Annotated in this window: 23 protein-coding genes; 14 read left to right on the forward strand and 9 right to left on the reverse strand. The window is 38.4% G+C overall.

The annotated features are described in order from the left end of the window. Window positions 1–17 precede the first annotated feature (17 nt). Window positions 18–224: an alpha/beta-type small acid-soluble spore protein gene (locus PQ477_RS15110; RefSeq protein WP_035395237.1), complete on the forward strand. Its 207-nt coding sequence runs from the start codon at window positions 18–20 to the stop codon at window positions 222–224. A 49-nt stretch (window positions 225–273) separates the two neighbouring features. Here PQ477_RS15110 and PQ477_RS15115 read toward each other — a convergent pair whose 3' ends face one another. The 4 genes from PQ477_RS15115 to PQ477_RS15130 form a co-directional block, all read right to left on the reverse strand. Next, window positions 274–1,371 carry an ABC transporter ATP-binding protein gene (locus tag PQ477_RS15115; RefSeq protein ID WP_144558682.1) on the reverse strand — a complete coding sequence of 366 codons (1,098 nt, stop codon included), beginning with the start codon at window positions 1,369–1,371 and terminating at the stop codon, window positions 274–276. Between the two features lie 113 nt (window positions 1,372–1,484). Continuing rightward, window positions 1,485–2,348, reverse strand: coding sequence for a PucR family transcriptional regulator (locus tag PQ477_RS15120; protein ID WP_274272384.1), 864 nt, complete (start codon window positions 2,346–2,348; stop codon window positions 1,485–1,487). A 69-nt stretch (window positions 2,349–2,417) separates the two neighbouring features. Next, complete coding sequence (locus tag PQ477_RS15125; protein ID WP_186370754.1) at window positions 2,418–2,570, reverse strand: hypothetical protein; 153 nt, start codon at window positions 2,568–2,570, stop codon at window positions 2,418–2,420. Window positions 2,571–2,606: 36 nt separating this feature from the next. Then, on the reverse strand, window positions 2,607–2,846 hold the full coding sequence (locus PQ477_RS15130) for a DUF5342 family protein (RefSeq protein WP_035395232.1): 240 nt from the start codon (window positions 2,844–2,846) through the stop codon (window positions 2,607–2,609). Between the two features lie 159 nt (window positions 2,847–3,005). Here PQ477_RS15130 and PQ477_RS15135 point away from each other — a divergent pair, with 159 nt between their 5' ends. The 3 genes from PQ477_RS15135 (at window position 3,006) to PQ477_RS15145 (ending at window position 5,562) form a co-directional block, all read left to right on the forward strand. Then, a complete protein-coding gene (locus PQ477_RS15135; RefSeq protein WP_274272385.1) occupies window positions 3,006–4,145 on the forward strand; it encodes a DUF445 domain-containing protein in 1,140 nt (379 codons plus the stop codon). Between the two features lie 66 nt (window positions 4,146–4,211). Further along, a complete protein-coding gene (locus tag PQ477_RS15140; protein WP_060705421.1) occupies window positions 4,212–4,568 on the forward strand; it encodes a YlbF/YmcA family competence regulator in 357 nt (118 codons plus the stop codon). Between the two features lie 139 nt (window positions 4,569–4,707). Continuing rightward, entirely contained in the window at window positions 4,708–5,562 is an 855-nt protein-coding gene (locus PQ477_RS15145) for an HAD-IIB family hydrolase (protein ID WP_035395229.1), read from the forward strand. A gap of 37 nt (window positions 5,563–5,599) precedes the next feature. On the opposite strand, the gene PQ477_RS15150 is transcribed toward PQ477_RS15145, so the two are convergent. Beyond that, window positions 5,600–5,779 carry a YhzD family protein gene (locus tag PQ477_RS15150; protein ID WP_035395228.1) on the reverse strand — a complete coding sequence of 60 codons (180 nt, stop codon included), beginning with the start codon at window positions 5,777–5,779 and terminating at the stop codon, window positions 5,600–5,602. Between the two features lie 103 nt (window positions 5,780–5,882). Here PQ477_RS15150 and PQ477_RS15155 point away from each other — a divergent pair, with 103 nt between their 5' ends. The 6 genes from PQ477_RS15155 to PQ477_RS15180 all read left to right on the forward strand — a co-directional run bounded on the left by PQ477_RS15155 (window position 5,883) and on the right by PQ477_RS15180 (window position 10,650). Continuing rightward, window positions 5,883–6,203 (forward strand): hypothetical protein, encoded by a 321-nt coding sequence (locus PQ477_RS15155; RefSeq protein ID WP_035395226.1) that lies wholly within the window; start codon window positions 5,883–5,885, stop codon window positions 6,201–6,203. A gap of 152 nt (window positions 6,204–6,355) precedes the next feature. Continuing rightward, a complete protein-coding gene (locus PQ477_RS15160; protein ID WP_035395225.1) occupies window positions 6,356–7,036 on the forward strand; it encodes a response regulator transcription factor in 681 nt (226 codons plus the stop codon). Continuing rightward, window positions 7,033–8,448: a sensor histidine kinase gene (locus PQ477_RS15165; protein ID WP_035395223.1), complete on the forward strand. Its 1,416-nt coding sequence runs from the start codon at window positions 7,033–7,035 to the stop codon at window positions 8,446–8,448. The genes PQ477_RS15160 and PQ477_RS15165 overlap by 4 nt, the downstream gene beginning before the upstream one ends. A gap of 132 nt (window positions 8,449–8,580) precedes the next feature. Then, window positions 8,581–9,540: a 3'-5' exoribonuclease YhaM gene (gene yhaM / locus PQ477_RS15170; protein WP_035395221.1), complete on the forward strand. Its 960-nt coding sequence runs from the start codon at window positions 8,581–8,583 to the stop codon at window positions 9,538–9,540. Window positions 9,541–9,621: 81 nt separating this feature from the next. Beyond that, window positions 9,622–9,900: a sporulation YhaL family protein gene (locus PQ477_RS15175; RefSeq protein WP_144558685.1), complete on the forward strand. Its 279-nt coding sequence runs from the start codon at window positions 9,622–9,624 to the stop codon at window positions 9,898–9,900. A 348-nt stretch (window positions 9,901–10,248) separates the two neighbouring features. Beyond that, window positions 10,249–10,650 (forward strand): NUDIX hydrolase, encoded by a 402-nt coding sequence (locus PQ477_RS15180; protein WP_144558686.1) that lies wholly within the window; start codon window positions 10,249–10,251, stop codon window positions 10,648–10,650. 89 nt (window positions 10,651–10,739) lie between these two features. Here the strand turns inward: PQ477_RS15180 and PQ477_RS15185 are convergent, their stop codons facing one another. Beyond that, window positions 10,740–11,774: a peptidylprolyl isomerase gene (locus PQ477_RS15185; protein ID WP_035395219.1), complete on the reverse strand. Its 1,035-nt coding sequence runs from the start codon at window positions 11,772–11,774 to the stop codon at window positions 10,740–10,742. Between the two features lie 332 nt (window positions 11,775–12,106). Here PQ477_RS15185 and PQ477_RS15190 point away from each other — a divergent pair, with 332 nt between their 5' ends. Beyond that, window positions 12,107–12,202 carry a YjcZ family sporulation protein gene (locus PQ477_RS15190; protein WP_078390824.1) on the forward strand — a complete coding sequence of 32 codons (96 nt, stop codon included), beginning with the start codon at window positions 12,107–12,109 and terminating at the stop codon, window positions 12,200–12,202. A 148-nt stretch (window positions 12,203–12,350) separates the two neighbouring features. After that, window positions 12,351–12,935: a DUF2140 family protein gene (locus PQ477_RS15195; protein WP_274272391.1), complete on the forward strand. Its 585-nt coding sequence runs from the start codon at window positions 12,351–12,353 to the stop codon at window positions 12,933–12,935. A 65-nt stretch (window positions 12,936–13,000) separates the two neighbouring features. Here PQ477_RS15195 and PQ477_RS15200 read toward each other — a convergent pair whose 3' ends face one another. From PQ477_RS15200 to PQ477_RS15210, 3 genes are all read right to left on the reverse strand, one after another. Then, the gene (locus PQ477_RS15200) at window positions 13,001–13,534 is read right to left on the reverse strand and encodes an HTH-type transcriptional regulator Hpr (RefSeq protein ID WP_035395216.1); all 534 of its coding nucleotides are present in this window, start codon (window positions 13,532–13,534) and stop codon (window positions 13,001–13,003) included. 48 nt (window positions 13,535–13,582) lie between these two features. Then, window positions 13,583–14,659, reverse strand: a complete 1,077-nt coding sequence (serC, locus tag PQ477_RS15205; RefSeq protein WP_035395215.1) for a 3-phosphoserine/phosphohydroxythreonine transaminase — start codon at window positions 14,657–14,659, stop codon at window positions 13,583–13,585. A gap of 140 nt (window positions 14,660–14,799) precedes the next feature. Beyond that, complete coding sequence (locus PQ477_RS15210; RefSeq protein ID WP_274272392.1) at window positions 14,800–15,231, reverse strand: HIT family protein; 432 nt, start codon at window positions 15,229–15,231, stop codon at window positions 14,800–14,802. Between the two features lie 173 nt (window positions 15,232–15,404). Here PQ477_RS15210 and PQ477_RS15215 point away from each other — a divergent pair, with 173 nt between their 5' ends. After that, a complete protein-coding gene (locus PQ477_RS15215) occupies window positions 15,405–16,148 on the forward strand; it encodes an ABC transporter ATP-binding protein (protein WP_035395213.1) in 744 nt (247 codons plus the stop codon). Next, the gene (locus tag PQ477_RS15220) at window positions 16,145–17,371 is read left to right on the forward strand and encodes an ABC transporter permease (protein WP_274272394.1); all 1,227 of its coding nucleotides are present in this window, start codon (window positions 16,145–16,147) and stop codon (window positions 17,369–17,371) included. The genes PQ477_RS15215 and PQ477_RS15220 overlap by 4 nt, the downstream gene beginning before the upstream one ends. The last annotated feature ends 13 nt before the right edge of the window (window positions 17,372–17,384 follow it).

Below are 17,384 nucleotides of genomic sequence, written 5' to 3' on the forward strand. Positions count from 1 at the left end.
CAGGGAGGTGAAACATAATGGCAGATAACAGAAGTTCAAATAACCTAGTTGTACCTGGTGTACAACAAGCAATTGACCAAATGAAGTACGAAATCGCTTCAGAATTTGGTGTTAACCTTGGTCCTGAAACAACTGCACGTGCTAACGGTTCAGTTGGTGGGGAAATTACTAAACGTTTAGTTAAAATGGCTGAACAACAAATGAGTGGCGGTTACCAAAAATAATTAAATACAATGGAACAAGAAAAGAGACGATAAACTCGTCTCTTTTTTTTTAGCGAATACGTTGTTCGTTTTCTGGGTTGAAGAAATGGGCTTTATTCATATTTAATGCAAGCTCAATCGTATCTCCACTTTGTGCAGTCGTTCTAGAATCGACACGTGCAACAAATTCTTGACCTTCAATTGAAGAATAAAGTACAGTTTCAGCACCTGTTAATTCAGCTACATCAATTAAAGCATCAATTTTAGTTCCTTCTGATGAAGAAATGAAAATAGGCTCATCATGAATATCTTCAGGGCGAATGCCAAGAATGAGTTCTTTATCTGTAAAGCCTTGTTCACGTAAAACAGATAGTTTTCCTTCTGGAACCTCAATACGCTGATTGTTGATAACAAAATCCTTACCATCTAATTTACCACTTAAGAAGTTCATAGATGGGGAGCCAATAAAGCCACCAACAAATACGTTTTCTGGATTATCATACACATCTTTAGGTGTCCCAATTTGTTGAATAAGACCGTCTTTCATAATAACGATGCGAGTCGCCATTGTCATTGCTTCTGTCTGATCGTGAGTTACATAAATCGTTGTTGTTTGTAAACGTTTATGAAGTTTTGTGATTTCAGCACGCATTTGTACACGTAGCTTTGCATCTAAGTTTGAAAGTGGCTCATCCATTAAGAATACTTGTGGATCACGTACTATAGCACGACCTAGTGCAACACGCTGACGCTGACCGCCTGACATCGCTTTTGGCTTACGATCTAGCATTTCTTCTAACCCTAAAATTTTTGCTGCATTATCAACACGTTTTTTGATTTCGTCTTTTTTGAACTTTCTCAATTTCAATCCGAATGCCATATTGTCGTAAACGTTCATATGTGGATACAACGCATAGTTTTGGAATACCATGGCAATATCGCGATCTTTTGGCGCTACGTCATTCATGCGCTTATCGCCAATAATCAAATCACCTTTTGATATTTCTTCAAGTCCAGCAATCATACGAAGCGTAGTTGATTTACCGCACCCTGATGGACCCACGAATACGATAAACTCTTTGTCCTCAATATCAAGATTAAAATCTGAAACTGCCGTTACATCTCCATCATACACTTTGTATACATTATTTAATTGAATTGACGCCATTTTTCTTCCCCCTCGTTTTTAACTAAATTTATTGTAAACCCTTTCATAAGATGAAAGCTATGTACAGCTTGCACAAAGAATGACAATATGGCTTTGTGCAAACTGTACATGAATCAAGTTGGCTGGTGCATAAACAAATGCGTAAGCGCTGCATGAGAGAATATGCGTAAATCAAGCCCTGTTTGGGCGTTGAATTTATCAAGTCGGTACTGAAGACTATTTCGATGTAAATGAAGTGCTTTAGCTGTTTGTGATGTATTCAAATTATTTTTGAAGAATACAGTGATTGTATGTAACAATTCTTCATCGTGAAGCAGCTCGTTTGAAAGAAAGTGACTGCGCAATTGTTCAAATTCGGTGTTATGCAGCTGCTGTTTTAATTCAGCTAAACTTGATTCAGTGGCACTGAAAATATGGGTTGAACGTTTCTTGTCCATTTGTTTTAAAAAAAGCTTTTTTTCAAATGACAGTCTTGTTTTACATTGATTTGAGTGAATAGGAATGCCTAAAAATGTATAAAGGATTGTATAGAAATCTGACTCAATTAATTCCGTTAAAGCATCTAAATCATATTCACGATAATCAGATGGAAACAATAGCAAACCATTCGTATTGCTTTCCCAAATCATAAGGGTAGAGATAGGGAAGAATGATAAAATTGCTTCTCGAAACGAGTCATAATCATCGATAGGTTGTTCAATATAAAAATGTAAAGCGGTGAACGTTCCAGCATTTGGTGGTTGTTCACCAACAGCATATAGATAATTTGACCATTCTTGTTCCTCAGCTGTGGCTGGTCGTGGTGTATGATCCACCTCTGTTAACAGCAAGGATAAAAGCGTTCGTTCACGTTGTGTAATCTTTAACCGATGAAAATAGAAAACGTGTTGTTTATACTGAAAAGAAATACGGTCTGATACGTTATCACTAGGATGCCAAAATGCATGTGAAAATGTTTGGTTTATGGTTTCATTCATTTGAAAACATACCTTTCTGTTGATCGCTTGTGTGTAGTATAACAAAAAAAAAGCTCGAGATTGAGCTTTTTAATCCTGTTTTTCCTTTGTAATTGGCATGTCTTCTTCAATTTTTCCGCCAGTATGCGGATCAACACGTCCACCATGTAAACCTTCGTTTACATAGCGGTCAATATCAAGTTCGTATTCTTTACGGCTATCCAAATCTTTTCGTTCCTTCATTTTACCATCCCTCCTCTTAATAGAATGGCAAAATGATTAGATTTTATGCTTTGGTTGGTGTTCTTCTTCATAAACGTGATAGAGCATTAAGTCATGTACAGCTTGCTTTAACTGCTCATCCCTTATTTTTTTCTCAACTTGCGCACCCTCCCACGTAATGGAACCATCAAAGTGATAAGTGCCAGATATGAACTGTCCTTTAAAGTAAAAAGAAAAAGCCCAACTTTGCTTCTGAGTGCGTTGATATAAGGGTTTATATTGGAAATGTACAAGCATTCGAATCGCTCCTTTATCAAGTTGTAAAGGGTTACATAATTCAGTCTATCATAGTGTTCGTTTTCTGTGGGAACAAAAATAAGCTATACTAAGGACAAAGCGTTTAAATTCTTTTTTTGAAGGAGGCAGTTTGCTGCTAAGAAGCAGTAAGCGTTTAATGTGCAATGGATTTTGTTAGTTCTTCTTCTCGCTGTAGTAGGTGCAATTGTCGGTGCAGCAACTAATGCGCTAGCGATTAGGATGTTGTTTCGACCTCATCGAGCGTACTATATAGGAAAGTGGCAACTGCCGTTAACACCAGGATTATTACCGAGAAGACAGCAAGAGCTCGCAACACAGATGGGAAATCTAGTAGCGAATCATTTATTAACAGCCGAAGGGTTAAGTAAAAAATTAACGAGTGACATGTTTTCAAAGGAGCTCACTGATTGGGTAAGTGGGCGAGTGAAACAATGGTTAACAAGCGACAATACAGTTGAATCAATGTTAAAACCACTATTATCTATTGACAATGGTAAAGACCAGCTTGTTATTAAATCAAGGATGTGGTTAAAAGAACGACTGAAACAGTATGTACAGAAGCACCAAGATACAGCAGCAAAGCAACTGGTTCCACAGGAAATTCAGTCTGCTATCGTAAGCTATTTGCCAGGTCTCTCAAAAACGATGGTTTCAAAAGCGAAAGTATATGTAGAAAGTGCAGAAGGCCAAGAAAAAATGGCTGCTATGGCGACGAACTTTTTGTCGTCAAAAGGCAAGTTTGGTGGAATGGTTTCAATGTTTCTTTCCAGCGAAAAAGTAGTGGAGATGGTTTATCCAGAAATTGTTAAATTTTTGGATGATGAAAAAACAACAGAGATGCTTCATGGTTTACTTGCTCGTGAGTGGGAGCAGTTACTAGAAAAACCTGTATCGTCATTTGAAGCAGAAAAATATATTGACACCGTCATTGATAAAGCAACGGTTGGTTTAGAAAAGAACATCCCGCTTTTAAATTGGTACGATGCACCTCTTCAAACATGGACAACGCCATATATTAATCAAATTGTCGATAAGTGGGCCCCTCAACTTGTTCGTGTAACAACAGGTTATATAGAGGTGCATTTAACGTCCATTATGAAGAGCTTGCGCTTAAATGAAGTGATTGAACAACAGGTAGCATCCTTTTCTATGGCGAATTTAGAAGAGCTTATTATGAAGATTACAAAGAAGGAATTGCGATTAATTACGCTATTAGGAGGCGTAATTGGAGGAACCGTTGGTCTGATTCAAGCGCTAATTGTTCATTTTTTTTATTAGGAATGGTCGTATGACGTGAATTCTGTCGACTGACGTGTTATAGTCGGTTGGTAGGGAGTGATAAACATGAGTATGACATATGATAAGGCACATGAATTAAAAGACGCACTTGAACAAAGTGATGAGTTTAAGGCGCTTCATGAGCTACATGCACAAATTGAAGCAGATGAAATTGCAAAAAAAATGCTTGAAAACTTTCGTAAGCTTCAGCTAGATCTTCAACAAAAGCAAATGCAAGGTATTCAAATTTCTGAAGAAGAAGCGCAACAAGCACAGCAGCAATTTGAACTTGTTCAGCAGCATGAGTTGATTTCAAAACTGATGGAAGCAGAGCAACAACTTAGTGTAATTATTACAGAGTTAAATAAGATTATTACTGAGCCATTGGAGAAGATCTACGGCGATCCTTCTCAAGAACAGTAATGAAGTAAAAGCTTGTCACTTGTTAAAAGTGGCAAGCTTTTTTTAATGGATCCTTGTTCTACTTCATCTAAAAATGCATAAAACTTAAACAAGGTTAGGTCCAGCTATACAACATGAGCTTCATGAAGGAGGAACACGTTTGAAAACCTATAACTTGTTAGTCATGAACATTGATAAACTGTTTTTAGAAGGGGAAGCCAAGGCATCAAAAAAGACGAAAATGGCGATGGCATACTTAGAAAAAAAGCAAGTATCCGTTGTGTTGGTGACAAATCATTCCTTTTCGTATGCAAAAAAAATTGCCCGAAATGTAAAATGCGACGCAACCATTATTGCTCACGGAGGCTCCTTTATATCCGATACAGACCAAAACGAGTGGTACAATCGACCGTTAAGTCTTGAAACAACGTTAGATCTGTGTCATGTTATGGAACGATTTGATTGTGAGGTAAAGCTACAGTATGGCGATTATTGCGCATCTATTCGCCCACAGCACAAACAAACACTTTTAGCGAGAATGTCTTTTAATGCTCCTGGTGAGCAAATTCTGTACCCGTTAACGTATGTGGACTCCTTGTATGAGCACGTTCTGAAGGAAGGGAAAGGGCCGTTAAACGTTAGCCTTAAATGCGACGAGCAAAAAGATCTAGACTATATTTGTGAGATTGTTAAACAAGAGATACCTGAATTAAACGTTATGAAAACGAATAAAGGCGAATGCTTTGTTGTTGGTGCAGGTGCTGAAAAAGAGCGAGCACTTCAATGGCTTGTAAAGCGCAATCAGCTCTCTTTAGACCAAGTCATTGTTGTGGGAGTGGGCGAGGAAGATTCTGAAATGATCGCAATGGCAGGTTTAGGTGTAGCGATGGGAGACGCGACAGAATCGGTGAAAGAAAAAGCAAATTGGGTTACTCGTACTATGAATCAAGGTGGATTAGCATACATGGTTCATGAAGTGTTCCGTAAGCAGTTAAATATGCAATTGAAAGAGTGAACCTAAAGCCCTAGCGGCTCATCCGCTAGGGCTTTTATTAACGTGCAAACAAAATCATCTTGCCCTGGTGAGTTAAACGGTGAGTTAAACTTTGGGCATTTGCTTCTTCTAGCTTTGCTTTTGCTACTTGAATTGCAGATTCTTCGGATTCCGCTTCAATGCGCTCATTTAAAACTACAGAACTATCTTTATTAAATGCTGTTAAAAAATACGTCATAACAACCTCCTGATAACGTTTTCATTAAGTGTATCATGGATAGAGTGTGTATTCACCTATTTTTAACTTAATGAATAGAGTAAAGAAAAAGGGGGAATACAACATGAGAAACGAAGAAATGATGTCGCTTTGTCAACGCTATACGAACTACCCTGTTAACGTTTCTTTAACAAATGGCGAGGAATTTGAATCGGTTATTGAATATGTGGATCAAGAAAACGTCTATGTACTTTATCCGGTTGATCAGAATGAATACCCAATGCAAATCACTCAACTTGAAGGGTTTCATTCTGCCAACGAACCTCATCGCTATGGGTATGGGTATGGTTATCCACCTCCGTATGCGTATGGTGGTTTTCGTCCATACGGGTGGAGAAGATGGGTATTGCCTTTAACGGCACTAGCAGCGATCTCTTTACTATAGGGCTACTCACATGAGTTGTCCTTTTATTACATAATCGTGGAGTAATAGTCAAATAAATACGTGAGATTACGTAATTTACGAACTTAAATGGCGTTTCCCGTTAAAATTATGTAAAATGTATTACAAGTGAAACGATAGAGAGGATGCTGAAAATGGAGAAGTATGATATTTACTTAGTTGAAGATGAAGAAAACTTATCAGAAGTTTTAAAAGCATATATGCAAAAAGAAGGTTGGAATGTTACAGTCTTTGATAATGGAGATGCGGCGGTTGATGCAGTGGCGGACAAGCCTCACTTATGGGTGTTAGATATTATGCTTCCAGGCACAGATGGGTATCAAGTATTAAAAGCAATAAAAAATGAAGAAGATACGCCGGTAATTTTTATTTCTGCAAGAGATCAAGATTTGGATCGTGTGTTAGGGCTTGAAATGGGAAGTGATGATTATTTATCAAAACCATTCTTGCCACAAGAACTCATTATTCGTGTAAAGAAAATTTTAAATCGGGTTTACGGTTCAAGTACATCAGACGTACAAAAAGTCGAATTAAACGCATATACAATTGATCCTATTGGACGTACGATCATTGACACAGAAGAGAATAATGAAGCGGTTGATTTAACAACGAAAGAAATGGATCTAATGCTATTGTTATCAGCCGAAATTGGTAAAGCCTTCTCAAGAGAGAAAATTATCGAGCATGTATGGGGCGATAATTACTTTGGATCTGAGAGAGCTGTTGACGACGTCGTCCGCCGGGTTCGTAAGAAAATGCCGCGTATTCATTTAGAAACGCTTTATGGGTACGGGTACCGGATCTTATCCTCATGATAAAAATTAATTTAACGAGACGAATATGGCTTGCATTCGTTTCGTTAATTGTGCTTGTCGCACTCTCTATTATTATTGTTTATCCCATTTCAATTCGTGGGGCGCTGACAGAAGAGACGTACCAAATTATTGATAACAGTGTCCGGGACCAATTAATGCAAGAAGATGCAAACTGGGAGACGTTCCTGAGCCAGCAGCCGGGGTTTTACCAATCTAGGCAGGAGCAACGAGCGACGGTTTCGTTTTTAATTGAAATTACCGGATCAACGTATGCCATTTATAATACGCCAATTGATGTGGTACCTGACCCACCAGTTCACGAAGAGATGCGTCAAAACGCAGTTGATCAAAATACACAAACAGGCCGATATGAAACGACATTTGGTGGGCAAACTCTCTTTTATACGGTGAATGATTTAGTTAGTCCGATTGAAGGTTCCGATTTATATTTGATCACCTATATGTGGGACACGTATCGTGATGAAATGGTCCAGAATCTTTGGGAGCGACTGCTTTATTTATTATTGCTCACAAGTGCACTAAGCTTACTTCCTGCCATTTGGTTAAAGCATTATTTGCGACAACCATTAGCCATTTTAGAAAATCACCTAGAACAAATTGCAAATCGAAACTGGCAAGAGCCGTTAAAATGGGAAGGGGACGAAGATTTTGAGCGTCTTTCGTATCAATTTGAACGAATGCGACAAAATTTAAATAGCTATGATCGCGCTCAGAAAACGTTTATTCAGCATGCTTCTCACGAATTGAAAACACCGATTATGGTCATTAAAAGCTATGCTCAATCAGTAAAAGATGGCATTCTACCAAAAGAAGATCTTGGTAAGACAATGGATGTTATTACAGAAGAAGCGAATCGGATGGAGCGTCGAGTCATTGATATGCTTTACTATACAAAGCTTGACCAGATGCAAAAAGAGCAGCTTAAAGTAGAAGAGTTTCCTTTTGGAAAGCTTGCGTATCAGATTGAAGAGCGATTTCGTTATCAAAGAGATGATGTGACCATTGATGTACAAGGTGCAGATAAAACACTAAAGGCAGACATCGAACAATGTGAAGTGCTCCTAGAAAATTTAGTCGAAAACGGATTGCGCTATGCTAAACGTCAATTAACTATCCGTGCGGAAGAAGATGAGCGCTATTCATATATCATTGTTGAAAACGAAGGAGACCCAATTGATGCAGATCTCAGCAAATTGTTTAGCCCATTCTATAAAGGAAATAAAGGGAAATTTGGTTTGGGGTTAGCCATTGTTAAGCAAATTGCCGAATTGCATCATGGATTCGCGAAGGTAGACAATATTGAAGAAGGCGTTCGATTTACCATTGGACTGCCAAAACCTTATCAAGCACAGGATGTAAAACAAAAGAAAAAAGAAAAGAAACGATCATAAAGGTTTGATCTTGTCATAGTCACTGTGGCAGGGTCGAGCTTTTTTTTAGATTCTTTAAGAAGAAGCGTTCATACGATAAGAGCTGTATATGCTATACTAATGAAAGATTAAAATGTTAAAGAGGTGACCGTTATGGAAAAAGGAATAAAATACCATCAAGTGGGGGAAGCGGTTAATCGGTACTTGTTAATAAAGACGGCGACGAAGCAAATAGCGAGTAACTCAAAGCCATTTTTAACCTTAATTTTAGGTGATCATACAGGAGAAATTGAAGCGAAATTATGGGGTGTCTCGCCAGAAGACGAAGGCACATTTGTCAATAAAACGATTGTACATATACAAGGTGACGTGATTGATTATAGAGGACGTACCCAACTGAAAATTGCGAGCATTCGTCCCACTAGTCCAATGGATGGAGTGGAAATTAATGACTTTGTGCGCTCCGCGCCATTGTCAGCTGAAGACATGCTTGATGAGGTTAACCAATTTATTTTTGATATTCAAAACCCAAATATCCAGCGCATTACCCGTTACATTGTGAAGAAGCATCAAACCGCGTTTGTTGAATCTCCAGCAGCTACGAAAAATCATCATGAATTTATGGGTGGATTGGCTTTTCACGTTGTTTCCATGTTACGTCTAGCAAAAAATATTGCTGCACAATATGAGAACCTAGATACAGACTTGCTGTATGCAGGCGTTATTCTTCATGATATTGGAAAAGTAAAAGAGCTCTCTGGAGCCATTGATACGACCTACACGCTTGAAGGCAAGTTGCTTGGACATATTTCCATTGGTGCTATGGAAATTCACGAAGCGGCACAGGAATTAAAAATTGAAGGCGAAGAGCTACTAATTCTTCAGCATCTTATGTTAAGTCATCATGGAAAAGGGGAATGGGGAAGTCCTAAGCCCCCTTATATTCGTGAGGCAGAGGTGTTGCATATGATTGACAATGTTGATGCAAAGATTAATATGATGGATCGTGCGCTAGAGCGAGTGGAACCAGGAGAATTTTCTGAACGAGTCATGGCATTAGAAAATCGGAGCTTTTACAAACCGAGTTTTCATAAAAAACCACTCGATCTATAAAAAAAGTTCTACTTAGGCTTGATCACCCATATCATTAGATAAGAAACGCTTACTAGAAAGTAGAAAGGGTGAATAATTCTAATGAAAACAAAAGAGACAAGCCAATTTCTTGCACTTGGAGCCGTAGTCGTATTAGTTGTAGCCTTTCTGTTAACACAAACATCCGTTGGTCAATTCGTTCTTGCCAGCCCTTGGTGGACGTATTTACTCATCCTCGGTATTGTTTTTAGTGGCTATCAGTGGATTCGGGCACTAAAAGAAGAAAAGGAAATTGATGAGGACTTTATTGAACAAGAAGGAAATGTCTATATGGAACGTATTCAAGAAGCAAAGAAATTAAAAGAGCAGCAAGAGCTTTAAGCCTCATGTTACGATTTGGAAAAACAAAAGAATGGCCTTCAGGTTAGAAACAACTCTTCCTGAAGGTTTTTTGTTTATAAAGGAGAAATAGAAAAAGAGAGCAGTAGAGCGATTAGAGTAGATCAATTTCACCTATTTTTAAGGCAATTGGAATGCGATGATATGGTCTCAACTGCCGTCGAAGGAGTGGTTTTACAGAATAAACGTTTAATGCTTAAAACAAAGGCAACAGAGGGCATCCATTGTAGCGAGCACTTAGATGTCCGAATGGTAAAGAGGATTTAATCACATCGCTGCTTCAGTGGCGTGGTTTCGTCTAATTGAATAGTGCTTTTAAAGGAGTGTCTCATGAGAAATCGAGGATGTGCGGTACTCATTAAAGATCAAAAAGTAGTATTAATAAAAAGAGTTCATAACAACGATACTTACTTTGTGTTCCCTGGCGGTGGGGTAGAGAAGGATGAAACGCTAGAGGAAGCAACCATTCGAGAAGCCCTTGAAGAACTCAATGTACACATTTGCATTGAACGATTGCTCACGACTGTTTTTTATCACGGTACACATTATTTTTTTCTTGCCTCTATTCTTGAGGGAGATATTGAAATTGGACAAGGGGACGAGTATGTCGACAAAGAGAGAAAACGTGGCACGTATGAGCCAGTATGGGTACCTTGTAATCAATTATCTTCATTAGATGTTAGACCAAAAGAGATAGGGCATTATGTTCAACAATTCTTGGGGGAATTCTAAAAGAAACGTAGGATGAATTTAGTATGCGTGACATTAAAAAAGCTTGCTGATCCTATCCGACTTGGATAAGGTCAACAAGCTCATTTTATTTATTCGTTCTCTTCATCAGTAGTGTCTTCGTCAGTAGTGTCTTCATCAGTATCTGTTGAATCATCTTCTGTCGTGTCTTCATCAGCTGGCTGTTCTTCCTCTGTCTCAGGTTGGTTTGTGCTCGCTTGGACTTGATCAATAACACCTTGGAAGAACTCGTCTTCTACGGTTACATCATATTGCTCAAGCAAGTCCACAACTACCGCAAAGAAGTCACGTCCATTTTCTTCAATATAAGCGCGTTTAACGGCCATCTGCGCCGAGTCAGGCATTGTGTCATACTCAAGTGCCTCGTCTGTCTTTTCAATTACGTGAAAGCCGAATGCTGATTCAACAGGCTCACTTGTTACTTCGCCAACTTCTAAGTCAAATGCAGCTTCCGCGAAAGCCTCGTCCATTTCAGCGCGTGTAAAGAAACCAAGATCACCGCCGTTACTAGCAGTGCCGTCTGTGCCGAATTCTTCAGCGAGATCAGCAAAATCGCTTCCATCATTTAATTGTTCAATAATGTCATTTGCAACGTCTTCTTCCTCAACAAGAATATGACGAGCTTCGACTTGCTCATATTGCTCACGATTGTCTTCGAAATAAGCGGCAATGTCTTCATCAGTGTAGTCTAAATCTTGGGCTTGAAGTTCAATTAAAGTTAGTTCTGGAATGATTAAATTATCAATCATATCATCACGGTCTTCTAATCCAAGTCTTTCAACTACAATGTCAACGAGCTCATCTTCTGAGTTAACACCGAATTCATCTTGAAGTGTTGCAACCATTGCGTTAATTTGTTCTTCAGAAAAGTCCATATCTTCGCCAGCAAGCGCTAATAGTTGTTCAGTTAAGTCTGTAAAGAAAGCGTTTTGCAAAGCGCCTGCTGCTTGTTGATTGTTTTTTAAATCTTCAAATAGCGCTTCTTGTGTAATCGTTTCTCCACCCTCAATTGTAGCAATGGTAGATCCGTTTCCTTCGTCATTATTACATGCTGCTAAAGTTGTTAGCGCAACAGCACCGAAACCAGCGAGTAAGTACTTTTTCATTTGTAACACTCCTTGAAGAGATCTATTATCGTCAGCATAACTTGTACACAAGGTCAACTAGTTAAATTACCCAGTTTTTTCTTGCACAAAACCTACTATATCATAAATAAAAACCTACAACAATTGCTGTATTATTGGGAAATTAGGTCATTCGCCTAGTACCCATATTTACTTTTTGCATAGGATAAGGTAACAAAGCACAAAGAAAGCTCTAAAACCTCCGGGTAGCAAGGGTTAAGCGTGTTTTGAAGCGTTTCTAATGCTTCACATTCAACATGCTCAATGTGCTTTCTATCAAAAAAAATGTGAAATTTTCAAAGGAGGAAATGTACATGAGTTACGCAGGCGGAGGATACAACAGTGGGTTTGCATTAATCGTAGTTTTATTCATTTTATTAGTGATTATCGGGGCTTCTTGGATTTGCTAGTAAAGTGTAGCGCTCATGGATAAATCCATGAGCGCTTTCTCTATTCAGAACAAAAATTATCAAAAAACAGGTTAAACTATTGTTGAAAGAGAGTAGAAAAGGGTATAAAGACAGTAGAACACATTCATACATAGGAGTAGGAGGAAGCATGAGTAGACGACAACAAACCAACCGTTTTTATAAAACAGGCTTTTTTATTGTTCTTGCAGTTTTAATCATCATTCTTTCTGTATTGTTAATTGGGGCAATAAGGCTCTTTGGTAATTTAGATTCTGATTCAAGGGAACGGCCTACTGTAAACAATGAAAGCGAAGAGCTATTGAGTTTTCAGATGACGCTAAATCAGACAAATCTTTTATTGGACAATTTACTAGAGGAAGATATACCATTTCACTTTTACCTGGCTGAAGATGGTGTTTATTTGGAAGGTGAAGTCGATGCTGTCCTTTCTTCAATTGATGTAGCTATGCGTTTCGATCCAATGGTACAGGAAGATGGCAGTTTATTGTTAGAAGCAGACAATCTGTCAGCAGGATTTTTATCAATCTCACCGGAAACTGCGTTGCGTATGTTTAATCAAGTAGCTGATCTGCCAGAATGGATTTATCTTTATCCAAGTGAAGAACATGTGGTGATTGATTTAAGAACGATTGAAGAGTTAGAGCCTTTTGGTTTACGCTTTAATGATGTCAACTTAGATGAGGATGTTTTAGACATATCACTTATACAATAATGTTTTCAAAGAACCATCAGCAGACGCTGATGGTTCTTTAGATAGAGAGTAAGAAAACGCCTCTCCTATAAATAATTTTTTTGCTTCAATGATGGCTGAGGTGAAATAAAGGAATCGTCATTAAATTGTCTAATAAAATCATCATCATATAAGTGACGTACAATCGACACTAATTCTGAGAATTCCGGGAACCTTCCGTAAATCTCTTTGATTGGCAAAGAGCCTTGATAAACATTAAAGGTTTGTTCGTTAAATACACGTAAAGTCTCGTGTAACAGTATTTCTCCTTCTTTCGTTAGGCAAACGTACGTGTTTCTTTTATCTTCTTGCTTTTTCGAGAATGTTAATAACCCTCGCTTTTCTAGCTTTTTGGAAAAGTTAAAGGCAGTTGACACATGCATGGCACCGTATGAGGCAATGTCAGAAATGGAAGCGCCGTTGAACTGATCAGCAATCCATAAAATATGATGCTCATTCAAGTTTAAGTTAAACGGTTTAATCCAATTTTGCCAATCTTTCTCGACGGATTTCCACATCGCTTTGCTTAATACAGCTAGCTTGTAACTATATAACATTGAGTGCTTAGCCATTGGCTCCATAACCATTCCTCCATCTATATTCTATTTGTAAAGGGTGACTTTTGTATGCTACGAATGTTTTCTTTTAAAGGAATCCATGAAAGCTGCAAGTACTTCACATGATTCTAGTGGAACTGCATTGTAAATACTTGCCCGAATACCACCAACCAAACGATGACCAGGTAATCCAATAAGGCCAGCTTCTTCAGCTTCTTGTAAAAACATTTTCTCTAAATCGTTATTTTGCAAATTAAAGGTCACGTTCATTGTAGAGCGAGCTTCTTTTTCGGCGTGACCACGATAAAACCCTTCGCTGCGATCAATGATGTCATAGAGTAGGGAAGCTTTCTTTTCATTTCGGGCTTCGATTACTGAAACGCCGCCTTCGCTTTCAATCCACTCCAACACTAAGTTCAACATGTAAATCGAAAAGACAGGTGGTGTATTATACATAGATTGACTTTTAGCAAAGGTTTGATAAGAAAGCATTGGTGATACGTCTACATGAGCGTTTTTAAGAAATGAATCTTTAACCACGACGATGGTCACACCGGCAGGACCAAGATTCTTTTGAGCACCTGCGTAAATAAGATCAAACGCATTATAATCAATGTCTCTTGACAAAATATCACTAGACATGTCACAGACAAGCGGCAATTTCTGATGAGGAAATGTTTTCCATTGTGTTCCATAAATTGTGTTGTTTGATGTTATATGTAAATAGGAATTTTCGTCATTATAAGAAAGCTCATCCGGAGATGGGATGGTTGAAAACCCACTTTCTTTAGCTTGTGTTTGTACGTCAATAGTCCCGAATCGTTTCGCTTCATTTGCGGCTTTTTCTGACCAGACGCCTGTTAATACATAACTGGATTGATTATTTAGAAAATTCATAGGAACCATGGAAAATTGAAGGTTCGCTCCACCTTGAAAAAATAAAACATGGGTATCTTCATCTAAGTTCATTAACGACTTCAGTCGAGAAATTGCTTGAAAGTGAACGTTTTCATAGGTTTTAGAACGATGACTCATTTCCATAATAGAGACTTGTGATGCATCATAATTAAGAAAACTTGCTTGTGCTTTTTCGAGTGCTTGGCGAGGTAAAGCAGCAGGACCAGCGCTAAAGTTATGAACATTTTTCATTTTTTTGACTCCCTTTATCCCTTTAACGTGTGTTTTTAGAAATGATATCATAATTTTGACTTTTTGGGCGATAAAATCGTAAATTATTTTTATTTGAGAATAATAATGTAAAAAAAAAGTCACCAGAAAGTGACTTTTTCTTAAATGGAGCTGTTTAGTATGTCTTTGAAACGTTTTGTATAAGGTTCTAACCCGTTTACATGATCTGGGCTTGCTTCTTTATCCCAAATATGGCTGTAAATAGCTTCTTCTCCATATCGAGGAACAAGATGAAGGTGGTAGTGAAACACAGTTTGGCCAGCCACTTGTCCATTATTGTTCACGATATTCATTCCTTTACACGAATAGCTCTCTTTTAAAGCAGAAGCCAGTTTTGGCACAACTGAAAATAGTTGAGAAGCTGTTTCTGAGGGAAGGTCAAAAATAGCCTCATGATGCTGTTTCGGAATAATCAGTGTGTGTCCTTTCGTTATTTGTTGAATGTTATAAAATGCTAAAACGTGCTCATCCTCATACAGTTTTGTGGCTGGTAGCTGTCCATCTCTTATAGCACAGAAAATACAATCTGACATAGAAAATCCTCCTTTAAACTACTTCTTAGCTAAAAGTGTACGCATATTTATGGAAAGAAGCAATCAAGAAGGGGAAAGGATTTTAAAAGCGTTATGGTGAATAGAGTGAAAGAGGTCTGAAAGTGCTTTTCTGTTTTTTTTTTGCTAAACTACAAGGGGGAGTGATGACATAAATGGCTAATATGTTAGAGATTAATGAATTATCAGGTGGGTATACACCAAAAAAGCCTGTTTTACATAACGTTTCATTTGGTGTCCAAAAGCAAGAAATAGTTGGTTTAATCGGCTTGAATGGTGCTGGAAAAAGTACCACCATTAAGCATGTACTAGGGTTAATGGACCCACAAGCAGGTGAAGTGAAAATTAACGGGTTGCGTTTTGCCGATAATGCAGACCAGTACCGAAGATCATTCGCCTATATCCCAGAAACACCACTCTTATATGATGAATTGACATTATGGGAGCATTTAGAGTTAACAAGTGTTGCCTATGGAATTGAAAAAGCAGACTTTGAAAAGCGTGCAGAAATACTCTTAAAAGAATTTAATATGGTAAAGATGAAAAAGTGGTACCCTAATCATTTTTCAAAAGGAATGCGTCAAAAAGTGATGATTATGAGTGCTTTTCTAGCGGAACCAGAGCTATATGTAGTGGATGAACCGATTGTTGGTCTAGACCCGGTAGGAATACAGTCTTTCTTAAACTGGATATCTGAAATGAAGAAAAAAGGCGCAGGAATACTAATGTCAACCCATATTCTAGCAACGGCTGAGCGTTACTGTGATCGCTTTGTTATTTTACATCAGGGAAAAGTGGTGCTTACTGGTACGCTCGATGAAATGAGACGAGCCATTGGGAAAAGCGATGCAACTCTGGATGATATTTATATTGAAATGACGAAGGACGTTCAGGAATGAGACAGGCACAAGAGCTTTGGGAATCTAGACGTCATCAATACTGGTCAGAGGCGAGAGGATATTTAAAATTAATCTTAAACAGTGGCTTTGTTATTTCTGTTTATTTCCTATTTATTTTCCTTACCGTTTATTACCAGCAGTTTGTAGAGCAGATGCCTGCAGACTTTCCGCTTGTACTGTTGTTAACTGTGCTGTTTACGTGGCGCTTAACGGCAGGTTCCATTCGGACCTTTGTTAAACCGGCTGATATTGTTTTCTTATTACCTTATGAAACAAAGATGACGGTTTATTTCAATCAAGCATTAAGATACTCAAGTATATGGCAGGCCAGTTACATCGTCTTGTTATTTATGGCTGTTGGCCCAATGTTCACAGAACGTATTGGCACAGGGGCTGCCTTCTGGCTAGCACTATTGTTTCTTATTTTAATAAAAATGTGGAACCTCTTATGTGTTTGGCAGGAGCAACGCCTTGTGGCAAAAGGAGAGCGCTATTCAAATATGGCTCTTCGCTTGCTAATTAATGCTGTGGCGACTTATCTGCTATTCGCACAAGCTACGGTGTGGTTAATAGTAGCCATTATCGTTCTTATGACGATCCTGTACAAAGGATATTGGCAACCACTTGAAAAAAAGCATAGCTTAAAATGGGATCGATTAATTGAAGTTGAAAATCAGATGGTCATGTTCTTTTATCGAATCGCGAACGCTTTTACAGATGTACCTCAGCTTCGCAATAAAGTGCGGGAGCGTCATTACTTACAATGGGCTGTTCAATCGTTAGGTGGAAAAAAAGGTACTGTCTACCACTACTTATATGCGCGGACGTTTATTCGAGCGAATGACTATCTTGGTACGTATTTGCGCCTCGCTGTTGTGGGTGGCCTCTTCATTTATGTGCTACCGTTAGGGTGGATGAAATTGGCAATGGCATTGCTGTTTACTCATATTACGATGATGCAGTTATCAACTCTTTCTTTTCATCATTCTGCTAGTATTTGGATTGATTTATATCCGATAAAGCCTGAAGAAAAGAAGCAAGCATTAACGTATATCACAGCTCGTTTACTGTTTTTACTTGCTATCGTATACGGGGTACTCGCAGTTGTTACAAGTGATCTTTTGTATGGTGTGCTTGTCTTAATTGCCAGTGCGCTACTTGGACTATATGGAAGCCAAACACTCGTTCATCGAAAAAAAGGAAAGTATCGCAGAGTCCGCTAATAAAATGTAGCGA

It is taken from the genome of Shouchella hunanensis, from assembly GCF_028735875.1.
GTDB classification, from domain to species: Bacteria; Bacillota; Bacilli; order Bacillales; family Bacillaceae_D; genus Shouchella; species Shouchella hunanensis.